Below are 23,427 nucleotides of genomic sequence, written 5' to 3' on the forward strand. Positions count from 1 at the left end.
AGAAGGGGTCGCGATCAGTAGACCTGTGTCACAACTCAAATCGTCAACTGCCAGTCCGTCCAGCCGTCCACCGGACGGAAGCCGAGCTGCTCGTTGATCGCGATCATGTGGCTGTTGCTCGCGGCGTTGAAGGCGTCGATCGCGCGTACGGACGGCTCGTGCGCGAGCAGGTGACGCAGGTTCTCGACCTTGACGAGCAGGCCCAGCCGATGCCCGCGGTGCTCCGGGTCGACGAGGGTGATCTGCTGGAACGCGTGCCAGTCGGCCGACGGGCCGACATCGAGCACGGTCCACGCGACCAGCCGTCCGGACGCCACGTGCTGGGCCGCGACGTGGTACTGCCGCCGGCCCCGCGCGGCCAGCGCCCGCTCGGTGTCCCGGATCCGCTCGGCGTCGACCTTCTCCGCCTCCCACTCCAGGTCACCCATCGGCGCGTCGGTGCTCAACCGGCCGTCGAGGTAGGCGATGTCGGCGACGTGCTCGTCGGGCACGAGACCGTGCCACCGGACGGTGCGGTAGCCCTCCGTGTGGGCGCGGGCATCGGCCAGCAGCGCGTCCAGCGCGACCTGGTCGACTCCGGTGGGGTCGAGCCGGCGGCGGACCTCGGCGAGGGCCGGCCGGGCGCCCATCGCGGCGGCGAACGCGCCGCCCGCCCCGGATCGCGCCGGCCCGTCCGGCAGCGCCGAGACGGCCATCCCGATGACCCGCTTGCGGCCGTGTTCCCGCAGCAGCCGCAGGCAGTGCTCGTGCAACGCCCGGCCGACGCCGTGACGCCGGTACGCCGGATCGACGGCGAGCTCGACAGTGGCGTTGTCGGTGTTGTCGAGCTGCGGCAGGTCCAGCGCCAGGAAACCGGCGGGTACGCCGTCCAGCCGGGCCAACGCCCAGAGCGTGACGATGCCCGGGAAGGGATGACGCAGCTTCGCGTCGAAGCGGCGACGGCAGAACGGGGGGTAGTCGGGCACGTCCGCGTCGTTGGCCGCGGCCCCGACCTGGTACGCCGCCTCGATCGCGGCGGTATCGGTGGCGTCGAACGACGTGATTGTGATGCTCATGCCCGCGAGCGTGCCCGCCGCATGGACGAACGGGCCAGCGATTTAATCGCTGGCCCGTTCGGACGTTGGTCGGGAGGGACGATCGCGCAACGCCTCCGGCGTTGGGTCGAAAGAACTGAAAGTCTTCGGCGATACGCCCTCCCGCACGGAGCATCTTGCGCCGTCCGGTTCCTGCCGTCAAGTCCTTAGGGGCGGGTTTCTCGCACCCAGAGCGAAAAGCCGGTTACCCGGCGGATCGGCCTGATCCCCCGATCGGGCGATCCGCAGATGATCCGCCCGGCTCCCCGAACGCCGGGCCGTCCGCCGCGTGGATGCCGCACGGCCTTCAGTCGGACGATCGCGGCCGGTCAGCCGAGTAGACCGGCGTCGCGCGCGGCGCGCAGCGACGGACGGATGTGGTGGGTGGGGCCTACCTGGCCGGCGACGGCGTCGATCGTCTTCAACCCCTCGCCCGTGTTGAACACGACCGTCTCGGCGGCCGGGTCGAGCTTGCCGGACTCGACGAGCTTGCGCAGCACCGCCACCGTGACGCCGCCGGCGGTCTCGGCGAAGACGCCGGTGGTGCGGGCCAGCAGGCGGATGGCGGCGCGGATCTCGTCGTCGTCGGCGTACTCCATCCAGCCACCGGTGCGACGGACCGCCTCCAGGGCGTAGAGGCCGGCCGCCGGGTCGCCGATGTTCAGCGACTTGGCGATGCCGGTCGGCTTGACCGGGACGATCTCGTCGCTGCCGCGGTGCAGCGCGGTGGCGATCGGATTGCAGCCGGCCGACTGCGCGCCGAAGACCTTCCAACCACCGGCCGGCGCCTCGACCAGTCCGATCTCGATCAGCTCGGTGAACGCCTTGTCGATCTTCGTGAGCAGTTCGCCGGAGGCCATCGGGATCACCACCTGCGCCGGGATCCGCCAGCCGAGCTGCTCCGCCACCTCGTAACCGAGCGTCTTCGACCCCTCGGCGTAGTACGGACGGACGTTGACGTTGACGAACGCGGTGTCCTCGAACTCGTCGGTCTCCACCAGTTCGCCGCAAAGCCGGTTCACGTCGTCGTACGAGCCGTCGATGGCGACGAGCTCACCCCCGTAGACGGCGGTCGTGACGACCTTGCCCTGCTCCAGGTCGCTCGGGATGAACACCACCGACGGCGCGCCCGCCCGGGCGGCGTGGGCGGCGACCGAGTTCGCGAGGTTGCCGGTCGACGCACAGGCGAAGCGGGTGAAGCCGAGCGCCCGGGCGGCGGTCAGCGCCACGGAGACGACCCGGTCCTTGAACGAGTGGGTCGGGTTGGCGCTGTCGTCCTTGACCCAGAGCGGGGCCGTGATGCCCAGCTCCGCAGCGAGGTTCGGGGCGGCGACCAGCGGGGTGAGGCCGGGGTCGAGGGTGACCCGGGTGGCCGGATCCTGGCCGGCGGGAAGCAGCGCCGCGTACCGCCAGAGGTTGCGCGGGCCGGCCTCGATCTGCTCCCGGGTCACGGTGGCCAGCGCGGCGGCGTCGTAGTCGACCTCGAGCGGGCCGAAACACTCGTAGCAGGCGTGCTGCGCGGCGAGCGGGTAGCGGGCCTGACAGGCACGGCAGACCAGGGCGCGGGCGGGGCTGGCGGTGGTGTCGATGCCGGACGGAGCGATCGTCGACGTCATGTCGAGAATTCCTCTCATCTTCCCCCGCATCGCACTCTGCGGCGGGGACGGAATTGGCACCTGCCCGCCGGCGCTCGACGGTGAGCGCGTGGGGTGGTTGCCGGGGCGTCATCGGGCCGTATCCCTAAGCCCCTCTGGATGAGGTGTTCAGTTGTACGGCCGAGTCTAGGCGTCGGCCGGGGACGGCCCCAGCGGGGTTCCCACGTTGTGAACGGGCGGAGAGGAACCGGACGGTCCAGCGGACCGGGCAGGGTCGCCTCCCCGAGCCGCCCCGGACCCACGGCCCGCGAGGCTGAAGGAGAATCCAGCTGGACATGCCCGGCGCCGGCGCTGGCTGCGGCAGCTCGCGGGTGTGGAGCCGCGCCCCATTTCTGGGGCAGCTCGACAGCGCGCGACCCCCAGTCATTCGGACGGGGGCGCTCACGTCCAGGCGTGTCATCACACCGTTCGCGCGAGCCATCGGCGTGCCGCCCGCTCTCGCCCGAGACGGAGGTGAGTCGAACTCGGTGAAAGGATGCCCCAATGACGCCTCGACAGGCCCGCCGGCAGCTCCTGCTCACCGGATTGCCGCTCGCCGGCGCCCTGCTGCTCGGTGCCTGCACCGCCGACCACGCCGGTACGGCCGGAGACAGTCCTTCGGCAGGCGAGAGGCCCGGGGCAGGGCCCACCGCGCCCGGCGACGATCCGACCGGCGCGTGCCCGGAGTCGGGTGTGCTCATCCGGTCGACCGGCTCGGACGCCGCCATGGGCCTGCGCGCGCTCGGCCTGGAGCTGATCAACTGCGGCACCGCTCCGTACCGGCTCAACGGCTACCCCGCGCTCACCGTGCAGGACGAACAGCACCAGCAGATCCGGGTCACGGTGATCAAGGGCGCCAAGGAGATCACCAGCGGGTTCGACGCCCCGCCCGTTCCGATCACGCTGAGCCCCGGCGGTCGGGCCACTGCCGCCGTGCTCTGGCGCAACACGGTCACCGAGACGACGGTCGAGGCGACCACCGGCGCGTACCTGGACGTCGCGCCGGACGCCGGCCGGCCCGCCCAGGCCGTCGACCCGGACGGCCCGATCGATCTGGGCAACACCGGCCGGATCGGCGTCAGCGCCTGGAAGGAGGCGGAGCCGACGACTCCCGCCGCACCGCCGGCGCCGTCACAGCCCAGCGGCGCTCCCTCGATGGCGGTGACCCCGGACAGCCGGCTGTGAGCGCCGCTACGAGGTGACGTCCTTGCGCGTGAAACGCCAGTACGCCAGCGCCCAGAACAGCGTCGCGTAGCTGATCGACGAGACGGCGCCGCGTACCACGTCGTCCGTCTGTACCGGCGTGGAGAGCAACCCGAGCCACGCGGTGCTGAAGTGGGTCGGCAGGAAGGCACGCAGCCCGCCGAGCGCGGTGATCTGGTCCAGGATGCTGGAGAGGATCCAGAGCAGCACTGCGCCGCCGACCGCGCCGAGCGCGGCGTCCGTGCTCACCGACAGCAGGAACGCCAGGCCGGCCACCACCAGCAGTACGACGGCCAGGTAGCCGAGCACCGCCAGCAGCCGCAGCAGCCCCTGCCCCGGCGGCAGTTCCGCCGCGACCATGCTGCGCAGCGGCGACCAGCCGTAGCGGAGTGTGCCGGCGGCAAGGGCGGTGCCGGCGAGCAGCAGCAGCGCCAACCCCGAGTAGGCGGCCGCGACCAGCAGCTTCACCGTGAGCAGCCGGGCGCGCGGCACCGGCACGGCGAGCAGGTACCGCAGGCTTCCCCAGCTCGCCTCGCTGGCCACCGTGTCGCCGAAGAAGAGCGCCACCACCACGACCAGCAGGAACGACGCCGAGACGAAGATGGTGAAGAGCGTGAAGTTCAGCCCGCCCGAGGTGGCGAACGAGACGAGGCTGGCGAACTCGCCCCCACCGTTGTCGTCGTCGCCGGAGTCGAACTGGAACGCGATCAGGATGATCAGCGGCAGCAGCACCATGAACCCGAGCGCCAGCTGGGTACGCCGTCGGGCCGCCTGGCGGCGGAACTCCGCGACGAACGGCAGTGTGGCCGAAGGCCGGTAGCCGGGGGCGGCCCCCACCGTGGACGTACTCATCAGCGGTCCCCGCTTCCCCGCGAACTCTCCCCCACGAGGGCGAGGAACGCGTCCTCCAGGCGGCGCCGAGGCACCACCCGGTCCACTCCGATGCCGGCCCGCACCAGCTCCGCCACCACGTCGCTACGCGCGGTGCCGTTGGTGTCCACCACCAGTTGCCCGTCGCTCTCGGGCAGTACCCGGACCCCGTCGAGGCGGTCCAGGACGGCCCGCGCCGCGGCCGGATCGGTCACGTCGATCAGCACGCTGGGTGACTCGCCGACGATCTCCTCGACCGGGCCGGACGCCACGATCCGGCCCTTGTTGACCACCACGGCGTGCGTACAGGTCTGCTCGACCTCGGCGAGCAGGTGGCTGGAGACCAGCACCGCCCGGCCGTCCGTGGCGTAGCGCTGGAGCACCCGGCGCATCTCGGCGATCTGCGGCGGGTCCAACCCGTCGGTCGGCTCGTCGAGCACCAGCAGCTCGGGCAGGCCGAGCATGGCCTGCGCGATGGCGAGCCGCTGCCGCATCCCGTGGCTGTACGTCTTGATCCTGCGGTGCACGGAGTCGCCGAGGCCGGCGATCTCCAGCGCCTGGTCGAAGTGCGCGTCCGACTCCGGGCGCCCGGTCGCCCGCCAGTACGCCCGCAGGTTCTCCAGGCCGGACAGGTGCGGCAGGAAACCGGGCCCCTCGACCAGCGCGCCGATCCGCGAGAGCACCGGGGAACCGGGCACCAGCCGGTGGCCGAACACGTAGATCTCGCCCGCCGTCGGCTGGGTGAGCCCCATCAGCACCCGCAGGGTGGTGGTCTTGCCGGCGCCGTTCGGCCCGAGCAGGCCGACCACCTGGCCGGGGCGCACCTCGAAGTCCACGTTGGACACGGCGACGAAGCCGTCCGCGTACTCCTTGCGCAGTTGGCGTACGGCGAGCGGCACCTGCGCGTACTCCGGATGCACCGAGCTGTCGTGGTGGCGCTGCCGGCGGCGCACCAAGGCGACGACCACGACGAGCCCGACCACGATCGCGGCCAGCAGCCCGACCAGCACCCAGCGCCAGATGGTGGCCGCCGTCGGGATCGGGTCGCCCGCCACTTCGGGAAGGGCGAGCGGCGCGTCGCCCGCCGCGACCGTGTAGACGTTCGGCTCCGCCGGGCTCGCGTACGCCTGGTCGGACGTCGCGACCACCACCCGGAGCCGGTGCCCGGCCTCGAACCGGCGGACGATCGCCGGCAGGGTCACGGTGACCGGGCGGGCTTCGGCGACCCGCTCCGGCAGGCCGGTGAGCCGGACCGGGGCGATCAACCCGTTGGGCAGGGTGGCTGCGCCGTTCGGGTCCACGTCGTAGAGCTTCACGAAGAGCACCGCCTCACCGGTCGGAGACGCGGCCCGGATCGAGACCGTCGGCGCACCGACCACGTCCACCGCCTCGGCCAGCGGCGCCGACTCGAACCGGGCGTGCTGACCCGGCACGTCCCCGGCCACCCCGTCCAGCAGGGCGGAGAGACCGCCCGCGAAGGGCACCGAGGAGATGGCGGCCGGATTGCCGTTCGGCGGGTTGGCGATCCGCTGCTCGGGGCCGGTCAGCGCCACCTCGGTACGACGCTGCCCGCCCGTGCCGGGGTAGTCGGTGGTGCGGTAGCCGGTGGCGACCAGGCCACGGTCCAGCGCATCGAAGCCGGCGATCCGGGACCAGGTGAAGTCGTTCCCGGGCGCCTCGCCCGCACCCCGCACGTAGTGGTCCAGCCACTGGAGGGTCAGGAAGCGCACCCGGTCGGAGTCCGTCTTCGGCCCGTCACCGCCGTCGTGCCCGCCGGTGAACCAGGCCACCCGGACGGGGATGCCGTTGGCCGCGAGCCCTCGGGCGTTGGCGTCCGCCTCAGCGAGCGGGAAGAGGCTGTCCGCCTCGCCCTGCACGAGCAGGGTGGGGGCGGTGATCCGGTCCAGCACCCCGGCCGGGCTGGACCGGTGCAGCAGGTCCACCGCCGCCTGGTCGGCCCGGCCGGAGGTGGCCATCCGCAGGTACGCGGCGCAGACGTCGGCCGCGAACCGCCCGCAGGACGGGTCGGCCGCGGCACCCGGGGCGTGCCCCGGGCCGCTGCCCGGACCCGCACCGGGGTCGGGGCTGGGCGGCCCGGCCGACGCGGGCGCCCCCTGCGGCTGGGCCGCGATGTTGCCGGAGAACCCGGCCGGCCCCGAGCCGACGCTGCCGCCACCACCGAAGAAGAGGCCCGCCCAGCCCTTCTTGAACACGCCCGCCGTGGCGGATCCGCCCGCGCTGTCCGGCAGGAGGCTCCGAGCCAGGTCGTTCCAGGTGATCATCGGGACGATCCCGTCCACCCGTCGGTCCTGTGCGGCGAGCAGCAGGGCGAGCGCGCCGCCGTACGAGCCGCCGACCACGCCGACCCGGGGATCCCCGGTCGCGTCGGTGCGGACCTCCGGACGGGCGGCGAGCCAGTCCAGCAGCCGCTGCGCGTCGCGTACCTCGTAGTCGGGGCTGTCCAGGTGGATCTCGCCACCGCTGCGACCGAAGCCGCGCGCCGTCCAGGTGAGTACGGCGTACCCACGCTCGGCGAACTCCTCGGCGTCGTCGCGTACCGACTCCTTGGTGCCGCCGAAGCCGTGCGCCAGCAGCACCGCGGGCACCTTGTGCCGGGCCGAGGCGTCCTCGGGCAGGTAGAACGTGGTGTCCAGGTCGACCGGCTGCTGCCCGTCCGGTCCGGACCGCACGGTCAGCATGGCGGCCTCGGTACGCACCTCGGGGTCGCGCGGCCGGACCGCCCAGCCGACGGCGACGGCCAGCAGCACGGCGACCACCGCCGCGACGATCGCCCGACGACCGGTGGGAAGGGCACGCCGGATCCGAGGGATCGACAACCGCGATGTCATGCGGCACACGGTACGGGCCGATCCCTGAGGGTTGGCTGAGATCTCCGTACCCCGTCGCAGCCGACGCCGGCTGCCCGTGGCGGCTAGGGTCGGGCGATGGCGCAACCTGACCTGATCCTGACCGCGAGTCTGCGCCCGGCGGCACTGGACGCGCGGCGCGGCATCGTACGGCTGCACCCGGAGATCCTGACGGCGCTGGACCTGCGCCCGGGCTCCCCGGTCCGGCTCGCCGGCCGGCGGATCACGGCAGGGATCGTGGCGGCGGCAGCCGCGGACGTGAGCAGATCCCTGCTCTACGCCGACGACCTGACGCTGGGAAACCTCGGGATCCGCGACGGCGGCCAGGTGACGGTGACCCCGCTCCCGGTGACCGCCGCCAGCCGGGTCACCCTGGCCGGGCCGGTGGAGATCGTCGCCGCGGTGAGCCCCGAGATGCTCCGCCTGGCGCTGCTCGGCAAGATGGTCACCGCCGGGGACGACGTGTCGCTGCTGCCCCAGGACGTGCTGCCGGACGCCTCGGTCCGCAGCCTGGTCGCCGCGGCCCGGCACAGCCTGGCCAACACCGTCGGCTACGCGTGGACCAGCACGCTGCTCACCGTGGTCGGCACCGAGCCGGCCGACAGCGCGCTGGTGACCATGGAGACCCTGGTCGGCTGGGAACACGGGCCGGTCACCCACGGCTCCGCGGCCGTCGGAGCGCCCGGCGGCCGCGCGGCCACCGGTGGCGTCGCGCCGGGCGGGCCGGGCGCGGGCGGCGCGTCGACGGCGCACGCCGTCGACGTACGGGCCGCGGGTGAGCCGGCCGGCGACGCCCGCCAGGTCGAGGCGGTGGCACCGGCCGACGCACCGACGGTCGACGAGCTGCCCGGGCTGCGCGCTCAGGCCGAGGAGCTGACCGAGCTGCTCGACCTCGGCTTCCACCACCGGGAGGTGCTGAACCAGCTGGGCACCGACGTGTCGCTCGGCGTCCTGGTCAGCGGCCCGGCCGGCTCGGGCAAGTCGGCGCTGGTCCACGCGGTGGCGGCGCAGGTCGGGGCCCGGGTCTTCCCGCTCTGGGCACCCGAGGTCGCCGCACTGACCAACCAGGCCGCCGCCGAGCGGCTGCGCGCCGCCGGAGCCGCGGTCCGGGCCGACGGGCCGGCCGTGCTGCTGATCACCGACGTGGAGGCACTCGCCCCGGCCGACGAACCCGGCCCGGTGGCCACCGTGTTCCGCCAGGTGCTCGCCGAGACGGTACGGGCCGGGTCGGCGGTCGTCTGCACCACCGGCCGCCCGGAGGCGGTCGACCCGGCGCTGCGCGCCCCGGACCTGCTCTCCCTGCGGATCGGCATCCCACTGCCCGATCCGGCGTTGCGCCGGGAGCAACTCACCGTGCTCACCCGCCAGGTGCCCCTCGCCGACGACGTCCGGCTGGACGAGATCGCCGGCCGGACCCCCGGGTTCGTCGCCGCCGACCTGGCCGCGCTGGTCCGCGAGGCCGGCGTGCGGGCGGCACTACGGCAGAAGTCGGCCCAGACGCCGACGGTGGCGATGGCGGACTTCGTCGCCGCGTTGGAGGTGGTCCGGCCGACCACGATGGCCGCGTCCACCCTGGAGCTGGCCACCGTGACGCTCGACGACGTGGGCGACCTGGTCGAGGTGAAGCAGATGCTCACCGAGTCGGTGCTCTGGCCGCTGACGTACCCGGACACGTTCGCCCGGCTCGGCGTGCAGCCGCCACGCGGCGTGCTGCTCTACGGCCCGCCGGGCTGCGGCAAGACGTACCTGGTGACCGCGCTGGCCGGATCGGGCCGCGCGAACGTGCTCTCGGTGAAGGGTGCCGAACTGCTCTCCAAGTGGGTCGGCGAGAGCGAACGGGCGGTCCGCGAACTGTTCCGGCGGGCCCGCGAGGCCGCGCCGACCCTGATCTTCCTCGACGAGGTGGACGCGCTCGCCCCGGTCCGCGGGCAGGCCAGCGACGGCGGTACGACCGACCGCGTGGTGGCCGCTCTCCTCACCGAACTGGACGGGGTGGAGACGCTGCGCAACGTGGTGGTGGTGGGCGCGACCAACCGGCCCGACCTGATCGACCCGGCGCTGCTACGCCCCGGCCGGCTGGAGCGCCTGGTCTACGTGCCACCACCGGACGGGCCGGCCCGGAAGGAGATCCTGCGCGCCGCCGCCCGCAACGTCCCCCTCGCACCGGACGTGGACCTCGCCGCGCTCGCCGACGAGTTGGACGGGTTCTCGGCGGCGGACTGCGCGGCGCTGGTACGCGAGGCGGCGCTGGCCGCGATGCGGGAGTCGTTGAGCGCCTCCACGGTCACCGCCGCGCACGTCGCGGCCGCCCGGAGGCGGGTCCGCCCCTCCCTGGACCCCACCCAGGTAGCCCGCCTCTCCACCTACGCCAAAACCCACTCCTGACCCCAACCCTGACCGGTTGATCAAGAGGTTTGCGTCAAGTTCGGGCAGGAACTTGACGCAAACCTCTTGATCAACCGGTCAGGGGGTGGGGGCGGTCAGGGGGTGGGGGCGGTCAGGGGGTGGGGGGGCAGGGGGTTAGTCGGTGGGGAGGAGGGGGCCGAGGGGGCCCAGGTCGAGGTTCAGGTCCTCGGGGGCCAGGCCGAAGTGCTCGCGCAGGCCGACCATCTGCTCCTCCAGCGCCATCAGCGTCACCCCGATCCGCTCGATCTGCTCCTCGTCGAGATCGCCCAGCTCCACCCGGCGCAGCGCCTGCCGCTCCATCAGCTGCCGGAGCAGCTCGATCACGGTGAGCACGAGGCTGGCCAGTCCCCGCTCGACGGAGTCCCGGTCCACGGCGAGTCGCCGGTCCAGCGGGGTCACCCGGGGCGGTCGCCACTGTGGCGCGTCCAGTGCGGCGGCCAGTTCGGCCGCCTCGTCGCGCCCGGTCATTCCCCGGCCCCGAACACATCGCCGACGTCGGCCCCGCGGCCGGAGGCGGCCCCAGGCACCAGACCGGCGGCACCAGCAGCAGCGGCCCCAGGCGCCAGACCGGCGGCACCAGCAGCAGCGGCCCCAGGCGCCAGACCGGCGGCGTCGGAGGCGGCGATTCCGGCGCCCGTGTCGGCGGGCGGCCACGCGGCCGGCTCGGGCGGGGCGAGCGCACCGACCGACGCGATCAGGGCACGCAACGAGATGCGGACCAGATCCACGTCGGCGATGGCGAGGGTGATGTCACCACTCACCACCACACCGGTGGCCAGGACCCGGTCCAGCAGGTCGACCAGGGCGACCGGCCGGTACGCCAGGGGGTCGTCGGCACTGTTCGGCGCGAGCGAGGTGGTCACCATGCCGGCCCCCGAACCACAGCGGCGCCCGGGTCCGACGCCGACTCCCGAACCACCGCCGCGTCGAGGTCCGACGGCGACTTCCGAACCACCGCCGCGTCGAGGTCCGACGGCGACTCCCGAACCACCGCCGCATCGCGGTCCGACGCGGCCTCCGACGTCGACTCGCCCGCCGGTGCCGGCTCGCGGAGCACGGCGGGCGCGTCCACATCACCGAGCGGCGCGTCGTCGCCGGCCGCCACCGGCCGTTCCGTCACGAAGGAGTACGGCGGCCACGGGCCGGTGAGTTCCAGCCGCAGCTCCGGATGGCGCTCGGCGAGCGCCTCCACCAGCCGGGCGAAATCGGCCTGCGCTCCGACGTCCACGAGGTACGCACCGTTGAGCGCCATGGTGGCCGCCACACCCGAGAGCCGCCGGTCCTGCGGCGGATGCCGTCGGGCGACCACCGCACGCCGCGCGAGCGCCTCGTGCACGGTCGCGGCGACGTGTGCGGCGTCCCGCTGCGCGTCCTCCCGGGCAGCGAGCTGAGCCCGCCGCCGCCGCAGGTACGCCGTACCGACCCCGCCCGGCCCGGCGGTCTCCGCGGCCCGGGACGCGACGCCCGGCACCAGGTACCCCTTGACGCCCCACTCACCGCGGCCGGCGAGGCCGTCGAGCAGGGCGACCAGTTCGCTGCGCCGGCCGGTGAGCGACGCGGTGACCGCGTCGTCGTCGCGGTGCACGGTCGCCAGCCGGGCCGGTACGACGGCTCCGGTTCCGGCCAGCGCGTCGACCACCCGGTGGTGCGCCCGGGCCGCCTGTTCCAGCCAGCCGAGGTCCTCCAGGTTGCGACGCAGCGCCTCCTCGCCGTACTCGGTCAGCGGCACGGTGCTCACCACCGCCACCAGACCGTCGGCGCGGACCGGGCGGACCGGTTCGCCCGTCATCCCCGGCACCGTGCTCAGCAACCCCAGATCCGCCTCCCGGACGACGCCGTGCAACCAGCGGCCGGCGCCCGCGGCACCGGATCGGGAATCAACCGTCGAGCTCATCCCACTCCTCCCGTCGGACCCCCCGCCGCCGGGCCCGGGCCGCGGCCCGGGGCCGGCGTTCGGCCTCCACCTCTTCGGGATCACGTGGGCCCGGCTCGACGGGCGGGCGGGCCCGCGAGCTGAGCCAGGGGTCGTGTTCCCACCAGTCGATGCCGATCTGGCGCGCGGTGTCGACCGAGGCGATGACCAGCCGCAGCTTCAGCGTCAGCAACTCGATGTCGAGCAGGCTGACCCGGATGTCGCCGGCGATCACGATGCCCCGGTCGAGGACCCGCTCGAGGATGTCGCCGAGGTTGGCCGGCTCGTGCCCGGCCGGCAGGACCTGGCCGGAGTTCTGCACCACCGATGGCGTACTGCTCATCTCAGCCCACCTCGCCCTTCCCCCGCTGGTAGCGCCGCACCCGGCGGTAGCCGAGCAGGGTGCCGTCGATGTCGAGCTCCACCTCGTAGAGGCCGAGCAGGTCCGTCGACGCGGGGATGCGGCGATCCTCGATCACCTCCACCCCGACCAGCCAGCCGTCCCGCACCGCCTTCAACGACGTGGTCCCCACCGGTTCCCGGCCGGTCAGCTCCACGACCTGCCGCAGCCCCTCGCGGGCGGCCTCGGCGGCCGACAGCGGCTCGACGTACTCCTCGTCGCCGACCCACTCGTCCTCCGGTTCCGGCTCACGCCGGCGGGTTCGGCCGCCGTCGCCACGAATCCGCTCCATCTCGTACACCTCCTCCGCCGTCTCGCCGCCGCTCCGCGTCCGTCCGCCGCGCCCGCTCGGCGACCGGCCGGGGACCGCCGCGCCGCGACCCGCTCCGCCGCACGACGGGCGCGTCGCGCCGGGGCCCGCCCGCCCGCCGGGCCGGCGCGGATTCGCGCCGGCCGGCGGGGAACGGGGCGGGGCCTCCGCCGGTGAGCCGCTCCAGGACCTGTTGCTGCCGCACGTCCCGTTCGGCCGGGCTCAGCTCACCGGTGGCGACGGCCGCGTCCAGTTCCTCCAGCTCCCGCCGGATGTTGGCCGGGTCGTACCGCTGTGCCTCCGCCTCCCGGGCGATCACCTTCACCACCGCGGTCAGGCCACGCATCGGCGCGTACGGCAGGGTCAGCAGCGTCCAGAGGATGTCCACACCTCACCCCGTCACCTGGTGCGCGCTCGCGAAGTCGTACGGGGCGAGCGGGCCGAGCAACCGCATCCGGACCAGGTCCCGCCGCTGCTCGGCGAACTCCTCGACGGCGTCGACGAATTCGTCCTCCCGGTCGGCGTCGACGAGGAACGCCACGTTCACCGCGTCCAGCTCGTGGCTCGGCGGCCGGTTGGCGGTCGACACCGCCAGCGTTGCGAGCAGGTCGATCAGTTGCCGGCTCTCCGCCTCCCGCCGCAGCTCCACCGCCCTGCCGATGAACTCACCGAGCCGGATCCGCTGCTCCCGGGTCACCTCCTCCGGTCGCCCGCGCACCTGGTCGGCCAGCTCCGCGGCGGCCGGATTGTCGTCCAGCACCCGCCGGATCAGCGCCGATTCCTCGTAGCGGCCGTGCACGACGTACTGGATCCGCCCCTCGAACTCGTCGAGGACCGCGGCGAACCGGTCGGCGTGCGCGTCGAGCAGCTCGATGGCCGCGTCGGGCCCGGCGACCACCGTGCCGAAGCGGACCGGCAGCACCGGGGCCACCGCGGCCGTCCCGTCCAGCAGCATCTGGTACGTCGTGAGGTCCGCCGGGCGGCCGAGCGCCGCGTCCGGTGCCACCTCGCTCACCAGTACCGCTACCGGGCCGTGCCGCACCACTGTCACCGAGCCCGGCGGGTCGCCGACGCCCGGCACGTCCGGCGACGGCTCCACGTCGGACGGCACGATGCCGTAGATGAACAGTCCGCGCTGATCACTCATCGTCGTACTCCTCGTCGCGGCGGCGACGCCGGGGCCGCTCACGGTCGTGGTCCCGATCCCGGTCCGGGCCGAGCTCGCCGACCGCCTCGCGGACCGCACCGCCGATCTTCCCGACGGTCCTGCTCAGTCCGGCGGCCGCCTTGCCGGCACCGACCGCTCCGGAGGCCCCCTCGACCAGGTCGGGCAGCCCCTTCTGGTTGCGCGGAGTGATGTCGAGCCGGTCCACCGCCTGCGCGAACCGCAGGTACGTCTCGACGCTCGCCACCACCACCCGGGCGTTGATCTCCAACAGTTGGATGCCGACCACGGCGACGGAGACCTGGGCGTCGATCACCACGCCCTTGTCGAGCACGGTCTCCACGACGTCCGCCAGGCTCGACGACGATCCGCTCCGCTGCAGCGCGCTACCGGACTGGCCGTCAGTTGTCGCGACAGTCATTCGTCCGACACCTCCCGTCGACGACGGACCGCGGGGCGGCGGGGCGGCGTGGGCGCGCGTCGGGGGCGTGGCTCCGCACCGGGCTCCGGCTCCTCAGGCGGACGCGTCCGGCGGACTCGTTGCGGCGCGCGCCGGCGCACCGGTCGCGGCGGCTCGGGCTCCTCCGGTTCGTCCTCGTACTCCTCGTGGTCCTCGTCGTACTCGTCTTCGTACTCGTCCTCGTACTCTTCATCGGCCGGACGACGCCGCGCCGGCCGGCGACGTGCCCCCGCCGCGGGGCGGGCACGGCGTGGCCGCTCCTCGGCGTGCTCCTCTTCCGGCTGCTCCTGCCCCTCCTCGATCCGCTGCTCGTGTTCCTGCTCCTCGCGGACGGCCGCGTCGTGGTCCTTGACCACCTGGGAGTCCCGGATCTCGCCGCGCCAGCCCGACACCGAGTCCGGGTCGAGCACGGTCCGCGTCATCACGTGCCGGACGAAGTGCTTCAGCTCCAGCCGCACGCGGCGTCCCTGGGCGCGCCACAGGTTCCCGGTGTGTTCGAAGAGCCCCTGCGGGTGGTACTCGAGCACGACGAGGATGCGGGTCAGGTCGGGAGTCAGCTCGTGGAAGCTCACCGTCCCGTCGACCGAGCCCTTCTCACCCTTCGAGCGCCAGTGGATGAGCCGGTCCGGGACCTGCCGGACGATGGTCGACTCCCACGTCCGGTGCGACCAGAAGACCTGTGCCTTCCACATGAGCTTCTCGTCGGACTCGGTGTCGACGTTCTCGACCTTCTTCATGAAGCTCGGGAAGTCGCCGAACTGGGTCCACTGGTCGTACGCGACCCGCACCGGCACGCCGACGTCGACCGTCTCGACGATGTTCGTCACCTTGATCTTGCGGCTCCCGCCGCCGGTGCGCTCCTTACGCCGGCCGAGCGCCGACATCACCTTCTCCTTACCGCCGGCCATCCCGGCGTGGATCATCGCCTTCATCGGGGAATCCCCCGCGGCCATCCGCTGCGCCCCGGTGGCGGCCGCGATCAGGCCCGGACCGCCGCCCTGCTTGGCGTACTCGCTGAGCCGATGCGTCGCGCCGGTGACCTTCTCGGTGACCGCGGACGCGGCCCGCTCACCGAGCGCTTCGGCCAGGTTCCGCACCTCGTCGGCGAGTTGGCCGCGAACCTTGCCGCCCAGTCCGCCGCTGCTCGGGTTCGGTGCCATGTTCACCGCCCCCGCCGCTGGCCGGCGGGCTCGGACTCGTCCGCCGAGGGATCGGCGTCACGTTCCGACTTCTGCTCGCCGCCAGCCGACGCACCGGTGACCGAGGCGGTGCGGCGGCGCAACGCGTCGGCCGAGCTGTGCAGCTTGTCGCTGAGCGCGTCCACACCGCTGCCGGCGGCGGCGGTCGCCGCCGCTTTGCCGGCCACGGCGAGCGGGCCGCCGAGGCGGCCGAGGTTGCCCAGGTGGGGGGAGGAGTTCAACAGGTCGGCGCCCCGTTTCAACAGCCCGCCCGGATGCATCGTCGCCCGGCCGGCCGCGACGGCCGCGGCGAGGGCGAGGGCGGTACGCAGTTTGCGGCGGCGACCGACCAGGTAGCCGAGACCCACCGCTAGTCCGATTCTTGTTCCGCTGTTCATCAATTCTCCTTCGCTCCCCGCTGTTCGGACGCCTGCTGCCTTCGGGGGCCGAAAGGGGCCCGCTGATCGACGTGAGCGGGACCTCTCATCAGGCGTCCCGTTTTGGCGGACCCGGCGGGCAGTACCCCACGGCCAGATCGCGAAACCGCGCAGGCAATTTCGGCGGGCGCCTGGGAAACGAATTCGAAAAGCGGTGCAGTAAACCGTCAAAACGGACGGAGAGACACGGAGAGGCAGCTCAAGGGTGCGGAGCAATCACTAGCGGAGCTATCGCAAGAACGGGATCAGAGAGCCGGCGGGGTCGAATCCAGGCAGATTTCGGCATGCACCTTGCCGCCGTCCTCACGCAATTTCGCACCGCATTTTCCGAGCACCTTCAATGCCTCGATGTTGTCCGGAGTCGTTTCCGCGACGACCGTACGCATGCCGGCTGCGGCGGCCTCGTTGAGCAACTCCCGCAGGGCTGCCACACCGAGTCCCTGGCCGCGCGCCGACCGGCCCAGCCACATGCCGGTCTCGACCGTGCCGGGCTCGTCGCGGCGGGTCATCCGGACCATCCCGACCACCTCGCCGCCGGCCAGGATCGCGTACATCTGGGTACGGGTCGGGCCGGTGAGCCCGGCGAAGCTGGCGCGGTGGAATTCGCGGAAGGCGTCCCGGCGGGCGAGCGACCAGCCGGCCGGTGCCTCCACCGGCGGCATCACCTCGCCCGGTTCCGCCTCGGCGGCCGCTACGGAGAGCAACGGCTCGAGGTTCTGCTCGTTCACCGGCTCCAACCGGACCGCACCCGTCACGTCGCGCAGTTTGCCGCCCCCACCGGCATAAGTCCACCCCGTTGAGCCGCTACTGACGGTCCGTCGAGAGGGTTCGGCCGGTCGGACGGCATCGGAGGCACCTCACGCTCCGCTATCGATCCGGACCGAACTCGCAGAGCACCACAGAGGCGTCGTCGACACGCTTGTGCCGGCGCAACCGGTCGGAAAGGTCCCGCTCGGCGGTCCGGACCCGGTCGATCAACGCGCCCGGGCCCTCGGCGGCCACCAGATCGAGCAGACCCGGCCAGTCGAGAAGGCCGAACTGCTCCACGGCGCTGGACGCACCGTCGCTGAGCAGCGCCGCCCGCCGCAACGCGCCCGGCCCGCGCAGCGGCACCGTGCCGGTCAGCGCGTGGTACGCCGCGTCCGGATCGGCGGCGGCCACCCAGTAACCGTGCGTCCGGTTCATGCGTTCGCGCTGCAGGCCGACCGCCTGCCGGAACCGGGTCGCCCGGTCCGCCGCCGCGCCCGCCGGCACCATGGCGACGGTTTCGCGCAGCTCGGTCATCGCCCGGTCCAGCCGGTCGTCGGAGACGACGCTGACCCGGCCGCCGGCGTCCAGCACCAGGGGGCTGTCACACAGCACCAGGTAGTCCACCTGGTCGCCGCCCTCACGAAGCAGGCAGACGGTGCTGGACGGGGTACCGGGATGGTCGAGGTCGCACTTGCCGTCGTGGTCGGCGCGTACCGCGAGGATGGCCGCGGCGAGGTTGCTCATCAGCGACGCGGTGGGGCGCGCCGCCTCGGCCAGCCCGATCCGGGCGGCCAGGTGCCGGACGTACCACTCCGGCCCGTGTACGCAGCCGGTGTCGAAGCCCTCGGGGACGGTGGCACCGTCGAGGACCCCGACGAGCGGACCGAACCGGAACACGACGTCCTCGTTCACGTCCCGGCCCGGTGCCGCAGCGGAGGCGGAGCGGACCCGCATCAGCGGAGCCCGCCCCACCGCCCGCACCGGCTCAACGGCGGAGCTCACCGACGGCCTCTTGCGTCTGCCCACGCATCTGGTGGGCGGCCGACCGGCCCTGCTGGCGTATCTCGGCTGCGCCCTTGATGGCGGTGGACCCTACGGACCGAGCCGCCTGGGACGCCGGCTGCCGCATGCTGTCGCGGAGCCGGTGACCGAACATGCTGGCCTGCTCCCGCAGTTCACCCGAGTGCTGGCCGACCTGCTGGCTGACCATCCCCTTGGCCTGACCGGCGAGCTGCCGTTCGCGACGGCTCGGCGGAAGCAGGGCGGACACCAGCAGGCCCGCGCCGAAGGCGATCAGACCGGCCGCCAACGGGTTGCCGTGCATCTGCTCCCGGGACTGCTGACCCACGTGCTGGACCGAGCCGGCGGCGGACGACGCGGTCTGGCCGGCCTGCTGGCCCATGTGTTGCGCTGTGCCTCTGGCGGACGACATGCGCTGTCCGGCCGCATCGCCCATGTGTGCCGAGGTACCCATCACCTTCTCCTTCATCCGGGTGAGCGCACCACGTGCCTCCCCGACGCGGTCACCGGCGATCCGCCGCGGGCTGACCTTGTCGGCCAACGCGTCGACGCTACTGCTCAGATCTCGCCGGGTGTACTCGATCTCTTGCCGGATCCGATCCGGATCGGTCGACATCACCTGCTCCCTCCCGGCCGGTCATCGGCCGCGCAACGCGTCCGGCACCTGCCGTGCGGTCTGTTGCGTCCGCGGTAGCAACCCACCGACCTGGCGCATCTTCGACCGCCCCACGACGGCCGTGATGGCGGTGACGACCGCCCAGAAGCCCGCCACGATCAGTGCGGCCCAACCCTGGTCCATCACGTTGGACAAACCCCACCAGGCCGCGTACGAGAGGAACAGCACCACGAGGAAACCGGCCAGCGCCGCGACGCCGAACATGGCACCGGCCTTACCGGCCTGCGTGGCCTCCTCGCGCAGTTCCACCTTGGCGAGCTGTATCTCCTGGCGGACCAGGGTGGACATATCGCGGGTCACGTCACCCAGCAGCTCGCCTACCGACTGGGTGCGTTCCTTGAACGGGGCGCTCACGGTGCCACCCCGCCGGGGATCCCGGGATCCTGGCGCCGGCCGTCGGGCGAGATGTTCTGCGCCCGTGCCGTTCCGGCGTAGGGTCCCTCGGCGCTGTACGGCGCGGTGACCGGCTGCTCGTACGGCCGCCTACCGGTCTCCATCGGCCGGCCCATCTGTCCGGCCTGGCCGCCTGGGCCCCGCCCGTTGCCCGACGAGGTCAGGTTCCGGGCGAGCCGGCCGAACAGCAGTCCGGCCACGGCCGTGCCGGCCAGGAACGCGCCGGGATGCCGGCGGGCGTACCCGCGAACCTCGTGCAGCAGATCGGCGGGCTCGTTCTCGTCGATCCATCCCGCGGCCCGCTGTGCCATGTCCGCCGCCCGGCGGACGGCCTCACCGGCGAGCTGGGACTGGCTGCCCTCCGCCATCGAGTCGAGGTCGTGCCCCAACCCGCGCAACCCCTCGGCGGCCCGGTGCTTCTGCGACATGGCCTGGTCACGCAGCTGCGTGGTGGCCTCGCCGCCCAGGTTCCGCACCTGCTGCCGCGCCTGCGCGGTCACTTCCCGGCCCTGTTCGGCCATGGTGTGGCCGACCTGGCTACCGGCCTGAGCGGTCTGGTGACCGACCCGGGAGGCCTGCTGACGGGCCTGTCCCGTGGTGCTGTCCGGCGGTCTGCTCTGGTTGATCGCCGTCATCACACGCTCCCTTCATCTGTCCCGAGCCACGGTGGGACCCGGGACGTCTACCGCCTACCCGTCGGGTCCGGCGACATTCGTTCGTCGCCGGTCGGCCACGACGCCGCGGGGGCAGGGATCCGGCCAGGTGATGGAGGGCTCGCCGAGCCGGGCGATCGGTGGTCGCGACCGGACGGTCGGACCCATCCCCGCCGGGTTCGACCACAGCTACGCAGCCGGGCGGATCCGTCCGGCTGCGTAGCTGGGACGCAGGCCGCAGCGGGCCGTTCTCGGGGCAACCCGTCCAGGTCGCCGCGACCTGACCGCCGATCCGGTCAACCGCGACGATTACGGGCGCGGGAGGAGCGCAGCCGGCGCAGCCGGCCGATGAGCACAGGTTCGGCGGCGAGCGCCGCCGGGTTGTCGAGCAGCCCGTTGAGCAGTTGGTAGTAGCGGGTCGCGGAAACCCCGAAGGTGTCCCGGATCGCCTGTTCCTTCGCCCCGGCGTGCCGCCACCACTGCTGTTCGAAGGCGAGGACGGCGAGTTCCCGCTCGGTGAGTTCCGGGCGCGCCGCGTCCGCCACCGACCCGCCTCCGGCATCCGCCGTCGTCTCGAGGGAGTCGTCGGAAATGGCCGGCTCGACCACCTCGTCACCCGGCACGGCCTCGACGGCCGGCGCGGAACGGGGCGGTGGAACCGGCCGGGCCGCCACCCGGTGGTCCCTGTCGTCGGCGGGCGGCTCGGCGGCGGCCGGGGCGGCGTCGGCGGGCTGCATGTCGCTCCTCGGTCGGACGGGCCGGCACGGCAACACCGACCGGGTACACCAGCCTAACCAGGGCCGACGCGCCCCGCATCCGCCGCCGCCGCGCCCTTCGCGCACGCCGCCGCAGACCCGGCAACGAGGTCTCGCTCCCGCGCCGAGGGCCCCACCCGGGCGAAAGCGCTCGAAAGAACGCGGGTGACGGCGGAGCCGCCCACCGGGGTGCTCCCGGATGGACGGCTCCGCCGTGCCGTCGCGACGACGTCATCGACGTCGGAGACGTGGGCCGAAATCAGGAGATGTCGCGCCGGCGCATCATCCAGAGGGCCGACCCGAGGACCACCGCGACGCCCACCGCCAGCAACACCGACGAGTGCTGCCAGGTGATGTCGAACGTCTCGGGCTTGCACTCCCCGAAGACCGTGGCGTTGCACGAGTCCCAGTTCTGCAGCGTCACCTTCTTCTGCATCCAGGCCAGCGCGTACGTCGGCAGCAGCCAAGCCTCGGGGAACCGGACGCCGGCCATGTCCAGCAGGATGCCGAGGCCGAACTGGCCGACCACCGCCACCGCGACCACACCGCCGAGGGCCATCGCGGTGTGCCGCCCCAGGGAGGCCAGGGCGAAGCCCAGCGTGCTGACGACCAGCACCAGCAGCAGCGCGCGCAGTCCGGTAAGCCCGGCGGACTGCCACACCCCGCTGGTCACCTTCTCCGTGCTGCCGCGGAACGTGGCGACCAGCCAGAACCCGGCGAACCAGGCCACCGCGGCGGGCAGGGCGACGGCGAGCATCCCGGTGAGCAGCGCCGCGAGCTTGGTCGCCAGTACGGTCAACCGCTTGGGGCGCCACAGCAGGAGATTCATCATCCCGCCGCTGCTCCACTCGGCGCCGATGAAGGACGCGCCGATCACGAACCCGACCAGGGCCAGGATCGCGGCGAACGGCACCAGGGTCTCCGGGAACGCCTCACGGAAGTCGAACGTGGACGGCAGGAACCACGAGGTCTCGATCGACTCGCGGGGAGGCGCGCTGATCATCGAGCAGTCGTCGGGGTAGCGGCCGTCGTTCGGCGTACCGGCCGCCTGGGCCGCCTCGCAGGCCGCGCGCTCCTGCTCACTCCAGCGGACCTGCTGCTCGTACTGCTGGTCGGCCTGCCGCTCGGCCTGGGCGATCGCGCCGGCGTCGAGCTTGTGGTTGGTGAGGAACGTCCCGACCACAACGGCGAGGAGCACCAGCAGGCCGAGCAACGTCATGTACCGGGTGAACCGCCGCTTGGTCAGCCGGCGAAGCTCCGTACGGTAGAGGCTCACGCCCCCCACCCCCCTCCGGTGGCGCCGGACTGCTCCGCGCCACCGACCTTCAAGGACTGGTCGACCTGCCGGTGCTGGCCCGGTACGGGCGCGGTGGCGGTCAGTTCGAGGAAGACGCTCTCCAGGTCGACGGCGACCGGCGACAGTTCGCTGACGTAGAGCCCCTGCTCGGCGAGGAGCCGGGTCACCACCGCGGGCTTGTCGACGCCGGCGAGCATCAGGTGGTCGGCGTGCCCGGTGAGCCGGATCCCCGAGCGGGTGAGCGCGTCGGCGGCGGCCGGCAGGTCGGTCACGGCCTCCAGGCGTACCCGCACCGCCCCGGAGGAGTGCTGCGCCAGCACCTCGTCGACCGGCCCGAACGCGACCCGGCGGCCCAGCGAGATGATGGTGACGGAGTCGCAGATCAGTTGGATCTCGCCGAGGATGTGGCTGGACAGCACCACCGTCATGCCGGATTCGGCGAGGTTCCGGGTGAGCGTACGCATCTCTCGGATGCCGCCGGGGTCGAGGCCGTTGGCCGGCTCGTCGAGGATCAGCAGCTTCGGATCCTTGAGCAGGGCCGAGGCGACCGCGAGCCGTTGCTTCATGCCGAGCGAGTAGGTCTTCACCCGCTCGCCGGCCCGCTCCCGGAGCCCGACCAGTTCCAGCACCTCGTCGACCCGGTTCGACGGCACGTCACCGGCGGACGCCAGCAGGGACAGCGTGTCCCGGGCGGTGAAGTGTGGGAAGAACTGGGGACTCTCCACGATGGCGCCGACCTGTCCGGCGACGACCGGCAGCGCGTCGGGTACCTCGTGGCCGAGGATCGTCATCCGTCCGCCGTCGGGCCGGATCAGGCCCAGCAGCGTACGCAGGGTCGTGGTCTTGCCCGACCCGTTCGGGCCGAGGAAGCCGTGCACCTGCCCGGCCTCGACCCGCATGTTGAAGCCGTCCAGCGCGTTGCGGGTGCCGCGCCGGCGGCTCTTGTAGGTCTTCCGTAGACCTTCGATCTCCAGGACAGCTGGCAAGCTGCACCTCCCCCGATGGTGGGCGTGACAGCGCACACCATACGCGGTATGCATCGCGGTGCAATACTCGGTATGCACCGACGCGCCGACCGGAAAGTCAGATGGGGTCGAGCACCCCCTGTGGGGGCCTGTCCGCGCAGGTCAGGCGCAGACGACGTGCACGCCCGCGGTGCGGAACGCCTCGACCAGCTCGAGGTTCGCACCGGAGTCGGTGACGAGGGTCTCCACCCGGTCCAGCGAGCAGATCCGGGCGAACGCGTGACCCCCCAGCTTGGACGAGTCGGCGATGATCACCACCCGCTTGGCCCGGGCCACCATCAGGCTGTTCATCGCCGCCTCCCCCTCGTGGTGGGCGGCGGCGCCGAGCTGCGGGTCGATCGCGTCCACGCCGAGCAGGGCGATGTCGAGGGTGACCTCGCGCAGCAGCGCCCCGCCCAGCGGCCCGACCAGCTCGAAGGACTTCGGCCGGACCACACCACCGGCCACCACGACCTTCATCCGGGAGCGCACCAGCAACTCGTTGGCGATGTTCAACGCGTTGGTCACCACGGTGAGCTGCGCACCGTCGGTATTGGTGTTCAGGTCCGGCCGCACGGCCAGGGCCCGGGCCACCTCGGTGCTGGTGGTGCCGCCGTTGAGACCGACCACCGTGCCGGGCGTGACCAGGGCGGCGGCGGCCGTGCCTATCCGCTGCTTCTCCGCCGAGTGCTTGGCGGTCTTGTAGCGCAGCGGCAGGTCGTACGAGACCCCGTTGGCCACCGCGCCGCCACGGGTACGCGTGATCATCTGTTGCTGGGCGAGCTGGTCGAAGTCGCGCCGGATGGTCGCCTGGGAGACGTCCAGGCGCTCGGCTGCCTCCTCGACGCTGACCCGGCCGTCCTCGGTCAGCATCTCGAGCAGGGCATTCCATCTGGCGTACCGGTCCACCGCGGATGCCCTCCCAGCTGCTGCACAATCGGTGATTGATTGCGTGCACAGTAGT

The 23,427-nt window shown here is 72.9% G+C and carries 25 protein-coding genes and 1 riboswitch; of the genes, 2 read left to right on the plus strand and 23 right to left on the minus strand.

Annotation, left to right across the window (positions count from 1 at the left end):
* Window positions 1-35 precede the first annotated feature (35 nt).
* Window positions 36-1,055: a GNAT family N-acetyltransferase gene (locus BXA10_RS02295; protein ID WP_076466956.1), complete on the minus strand. Its 1,020-nt coding sequence runs from the start codon at window positions 1,053-1,055 to the stop codon at window positions 36-38.
* Between the two features lie 347 nt (window positions 1,056-1,402).
* Window positions 1,403-2,689: a threonine synthase gene (gene thrC / locus BXA10_RS02300; protein ID WP_076466957.1), complete on the minus strand. Its 1,287-nt coding sequence runs from the start codon at window positions 2,687-2,689 to the stop codon at window positions 1,403-1,405.
* A gap of 11 nt (window positions 2,690-2,700) precedes the next feature.
* Window positions 2,701-2,834, minus strand: a riboswitch (SAM riboswitch).
* 377 nt (window positions 2,835-3,211) lie between these two features.
* Here thrC and BXA10_RS02305 point away from each other — a divergent pair.
* On the plus strand, window positions 3,212-3,892 hold the full coding sequence (locus tag BXA10_RS02305) for a DUF4232 domain-containing protein (protein ID WP_076466959.1): 681 nt from the start codon (window positions 3,212-3,214) through the stop codon (window positions 3,890-3,892).
* A 6-nt stretch (window positions 3,893-3,898) separates the two neighbouring features.
* Here the strand turns inward: BXA10_RS02305 and BXA10_RS02310 are convergent, their stop codons facing one another.
* Together BXA10_RS02310 and BXA10_RS02315 are read right to left on the minus strand one after the other, a co-directional pair.
* Window positions 3,899-4,762 carry an ABC transporter permease subunit gene (locus BXA10_RS02310; protein ID WP_076466960.1) on the minus strand — a complete coding sequence of 288 codons (864 nt, stop codon included), beginning with the start codon at window positions 4,760-4,762 and terminating at the stop codon, window positions 3,899-3,901.
* Window positions 4,762-7,629 (minus strand): alpha/beta fold hydrolase, encoded by a 2,868-nt coding sequence (locus tag BXA10_RS02315; RefSeq protein ID WP_076466962.1) that lies wholly within the window; start codon window positions 7,627-7,629, stop codon window positions 4,762-4,764. The genes BXA10_RS02310 and BXA10_RS02315 overlap by 1 nt, the downstream gene beginning before the upstream one ends.
* A gap of 96 nt (window positions 7,630-7,725) precedes the next feature.
* Between BXA10_RS02315 and BXA10_RS02320 the strand changes: the two genes are divergently transcribed.
* Window positions 7,726-10,032 (plus strand): AAA family ATPase, encoded by a 2,307-nt coding sequence (locus BXA10_RS02320; protein ID WP_076466963.1) that lies wholly within the window; start codon window positions 7,726-7,728, stop codon window positions 10,030-10,032.
* Between the two features lie 135 nt (window positions 10,033-10,167).
* On the opposite strand, the gene BXA10_RS02325 is transcribed toward BXA10_RS02320, so the two are convergent.
* From BXA10_RS02325 to BXA10_RS02415, 19 genes are all read right to left on the minus strand, one after another.
* Window positions 10,168-10,521: a gas vesicle protein K gene (locus tag BXA10_RS02325; RefSeq protein WP_084752122.1), complete on the minus strand. Its 354-nt coding sequence runs from the start codon at window positions 10,519-10,521 to the stop codon at window positions 10,168-10,170.
* On the minus strand, window positions 10,518-10,919 hold the full coding sequence (locus BXA10_RS31305; protein ID WP_084752125.1) for a gas vesicle protein: 402 nt from the start codon (window positions 10,917-10,919) through the stop codon (window positions 10,518-10,520). Before BXA10_RS31305 ends, BXA10_RS02325 begins: the two co-directional genes overlap by 4 nt.
* On the minus strand, window positions 10,913-11,947 hold the full coding sequence (locus tag BXA10_RS02335) for a GvpL/GvpF family gas vesicle protein (protein ID WP_076466965.1): 1,035 nt from the start codon (window positions 11,945-11,947) through the stop codon (window positions 10,913-10,915). Before BXA10_RS02335 ends, BXA10_RS31305 begins: the two co-directional genes overlap by 7 nt.
* A complete protein-coding gene (gvpJ, locus tag BXA10_RS02340) occupies window positions 11,931-12,308 on the minus strand; it encodes a gas vesicle protein GvpJ (RefSeq protein ID WP_076466966.1) in 378 nt (125 codons plus the stop codon). Before gvpJ (BXA10_RS02340) ends, BXA10_RS02335 begins: the two co-directional genes overlap by 17 nt.
* Before the next feature lies 1 nt (window position 12,309).
* Window positions 12,310-12,657, minus strand: coding sequence for a gas vesicle protein GvpO (locus BXA10_RS02345; protein ID WP_076466968.1), 348 nt, complete (start codon window positions 12,655-12,657; stop codon window positions 12,310-12,312).
* Window positions 12,614-13,063, minus strand: a complete 450-nt coding sequence (locus tag BXA10_RS02350) for a gas vesicle protein GvpG (protein WP_076466969.1) — start codon at window positions 13,061-13,063, stop codon at window positions 12,614-12,616. Before BXA10_RS02350 ends, BXA10_RS02345 begins: the two co-directional genes overlap by 44 nt.
* A gap of 3 nt (window positions 13,064-13,066) precedes the next feature.
* Window positions 13,067-13,822, minus strand: a complete 756-nt coding sequence (locus tag BXA10_RS02355) for a GvpL/GvpF family gas vesicle protein (protein ID WP_076466971.1) — start codon at window positions 13,820-13,822, stop codon at window positions 13,067-13,069.
* Complete coding sequence (gene gvpJ, locus BXA10_RS32665) at window positions 13,815-14,261, minus strand: gas vesicle protein GvpJ (protein ID WP_076466972.1); 447 nt, start codon at window positions 14,259-14,261, stop codon at window positions 13,815-13,817. The genes BXA10_RS02355 and gvpJ (BXA10_RS32665) overlap by 8 nt, the downstream gene beginning before the upstream one ends.
* Entirely contained in the window at window positions 14,258-15,460 is a 1,203-nt protein-coding gene (locus BXA10_RS02365; RefSeq protein ID WP_076467354.1) for an SRPBCC family protein, read from the minus strand. Before BXA10_RS02365 ends, gvpJ (BXA10_RS32665) begins: the two co-directional genes overlap by 4 nt.
* 2 nt (window positions 15,461-15,462) lie before the next feature.
* On the minus strand, window positions 15,463-15,876 hold the full coding sequence (locus tag BXA10_RS02370) for a hypothetical protein (RefSeq protein ID WP_076466974.1): 414 nt from the start codon (window positions 15,874-15,876) through the stop codon (window positions 15,463-15,465).
* 284 nt (window positions 15,877-16,160) lie between these two features.
* On the minus strand, window positions 16,161-16,670 hold the full coding sequence (locus tag BXA10_RS02375) for a GNAT family N-acetyltransferase (RefSeq protein ID WP_076466975.1): 510 nt from the start codon (window positions 16,668-16,670) through the stop codon (window positions 16,161-16,163).
* A gap of 112 nt (window positions 16,671-16,782) precedes the next feature.
* Window positions 16,783-17,667, minus strand: a complete 885-nt coding sequence (locus tag BXA10_RS02380; RefSeq protein WP_084752128.1) for a hypothetical protein — start codon at window positions 17,665-17,667, stop codon at window positions 16,783-16,785.
* Complete coding sequence (locus tag BXA10_RS02385) at window positions 17,651-18,301, minus strand: DUF3618 domain-containing protein (RefSeq protein WP_076466977.1); 651 nt, start codon at window positions 18,299-18,301, stop codon at window positions 17,651-17,653. Before BXA10_RS02385 ends, BXA10_RS02380 begins: the two co-directional genes overlap by 17 nt.
* A gap of 21 nt (window positions 18,302-18,322) precedes the next feature.
* Complete coding sequence (locus BXA10_RS02390; RefSeq protein ID WP_076466978.1) at window positions 18,323-18,715, minus strand: phage holin family protein; 393 nt, start codon at window positions 18,713-18,715, stop codon at window positions 18,323-18,325.
* Complete coding sequence (locus BXA10_RS02395) at window positions 18,712-19,389, minus strand: hypothetical protein (RefSeq protein ID WP_076466980.1); 678 nt, start codon at window positions 19,387-19,389, stop codon at window positions 18,712-18,714. The genes BXA10_RS02390 and BXA10_RS02395 overlap by 4 nt, the downstream gene beginning before the upstream one ends.
* A 314-nt stretch (window positions 19,390-19,703) precedes the next feature.
* Window positions 19,704-20,144 (minus strand): DUF3263 domain-containing protein, encoded by a 441-nt coding sequence (locus BXA10_RS02400; protein ID WP_076466983.1) that lies wholly within the window; start codon window positions 20,142-20,144, stop codon window positions 19,704-19,706.
* 277 nt (window positions 20,145-20,421) lie between these two features.
* Window positions 20,422-21,438 (minus strand): ABC transporter permease subunit, encoded by a 1,017-nt coding sequence (locus BXA10_RS02405; protein WP_076467359.1) that lies wholly within the window; start codon window positions 21,436-21,438, stop codon window positions 20,422-20,424.
* Entirely contained in the window at window positions 21,435-22,445 is a 1,011-nt protein-coding gene (locus tag BXA10_RS02410; RefSeq protein ID WP_076466984.1) for an ATP-binding cassette domain-containing protein, read from the minus strand. The genes BXA10_RS02405 and BXA10_RS02410 overlap by 4 nt, the downstream gene beginning before the upstream one ends.
* A gap of 141 nt (window positions 22,446-22,586) precedes the next feature.
* Window positions 22,587-23,372 carry a DeoR/GlpR family DNA-binding transcription regulator gene (locus BXA10_RS02415; RefSeq protein WP_076466986.1) on the minus strand — a complete coding sequence of 262 codons (786 nt, stop codon included), beginning with the start codon at window positions 23,370-23,372 and terminating at the stop codon, window positions 22,587-22,589.
* Window positions 23,373-23,427: the final 55 nt, after the last annotated feature.

This window comes from Micromonospora avicenniae (assembly GCF_900156065.1).
Taxonomy (GTDB): domain Bacteria; phylum Actinomycetota; class Actinomycetes; order Mycobacteriales; family Micromonosporaceae; genus Micromonospora; species Micromonospora avicenniae.

Coding starts and splice junctions, on each gene's coding strand:
- BXA10_RS02295 (WP_076466956.1), bottom strand. CDS start 1,055: ATGAGCATCACAATCACGTCGTTCGACGCCACCGATACCGCCGCGATC.
- thrC (WP_076466957.1), bottom strand. CDS start 2,689: ATGACGTCGACGATCGCTCCGTCCGGCATCGACACCACCGCCAGCCCC.
- BXA10_RS02305 (WP_076466959.1), top strand. CDS start 3,212: ATGACGCCTCGACAGGCCCGCCGGCAGCTCCTGCTCACCGGATTGCCG.
- BXA10_RS02310 (WP_076466960.1), bottom strand. CDS start 4,762: ATGAGTACGTCCACGGTGGGGGCCGCCCCCGGCTACCGGCCTTCGGCC.
- BXA10_RS02315 (WP_076466962.1), bottom strand. CDS start 7,629: ATGACATCGCGGTTGTCGATCCCTCGGATCCGGCGTGCCCTTCCCACC.
- BXA10_RS02320 (WP_076466963.1), top strand. CDS start 7,726: ATGGCGCAACCTGACCTGATCCTGACCGCGAGTCTGCGCCCGGCGGCA.
- BXA10_RS02325 (WP_084752122.1), bottom strand. CDS start 10,521: ATGACCGGGCGCGACGAGGCGGCCGAACTGGCCGCCGCACTGGACGCG.
- BXA10_RS31305 (WP_084752125.1), bottom strand. CDS start 10,919: ATGGTGACCACCTCGCTCGCGCCGAACAGTGCCGACGACCCCCTGGCG.
- BXA10_RS02335 (WP_076466965.1), bottom strand. CDS start 11,947: ATGAGCTCGACGGTTGATTCCCGATCCGGTGCCGCGGGCGCCGGCCGC.
- gvpJ (WP_076466966.1), bottom strand. CDS start 12,308: ATGAGCAGTACGCCATCGGTGGTGCAGAACTCCGGCCAGGTCCTGCCG.
- BXA10_RS02345 (WP_076466968.1), bottom strand. CDS start 12,657: ATGGAGCGGATTCGTGGCGACGGCGGCCGAACCCGCCGGCGTGAGCCG.
- BXA10_RS02355 (WP_076466971.1), bottom strand. CDS start 13,822: ATGAGTGATCAGCGCGGACTGTTCATCTACGGCATCGTGCCGTCCGAC.
- gvpJ (WP_076466972.1), bottom strand. CDS start 14,261: ATGACTGTCGCGACAACTGACGGCCAGTCCGGTAGCGCGCTGCAGCGG.
- BXA10_RS02365 (WP_076467354.1), bottom strand. CDS start 15,460: ATGGCACCGAACCCGAGCAGCGGCGGACTGGGCGGCAAGGTTCGCGGC.
- BXA10_RS02370 (WP_076466974.1), bottom strand. CDS start 15,876: ATGAACAGCGGAACAAGAATCGGACTAGCGGTGGGTCTCGGCTACCTG.
- BXA10_RS02385 (WP_076466977.1), bottom strand. CDS start 18,301: ATGTCGACCGATCCGGATCGGATCCGGCAAGAGATCGAGTACACCCGG.
- BXA10_RS02395 (WP_076466980.1), bottom strand. CDS start 19,389: ATGACGGCGATCAACCAGAGCAGACCGCCGGACAGCACCACGGGACAG.
- BXA10_RS02400 (WP_076466983.1), bottom strand. CDS start 20,144: ATGCAGCCCGCCGACGCCGCCCCGGCCGCCGCCGAGCCGCCCGCCGAC.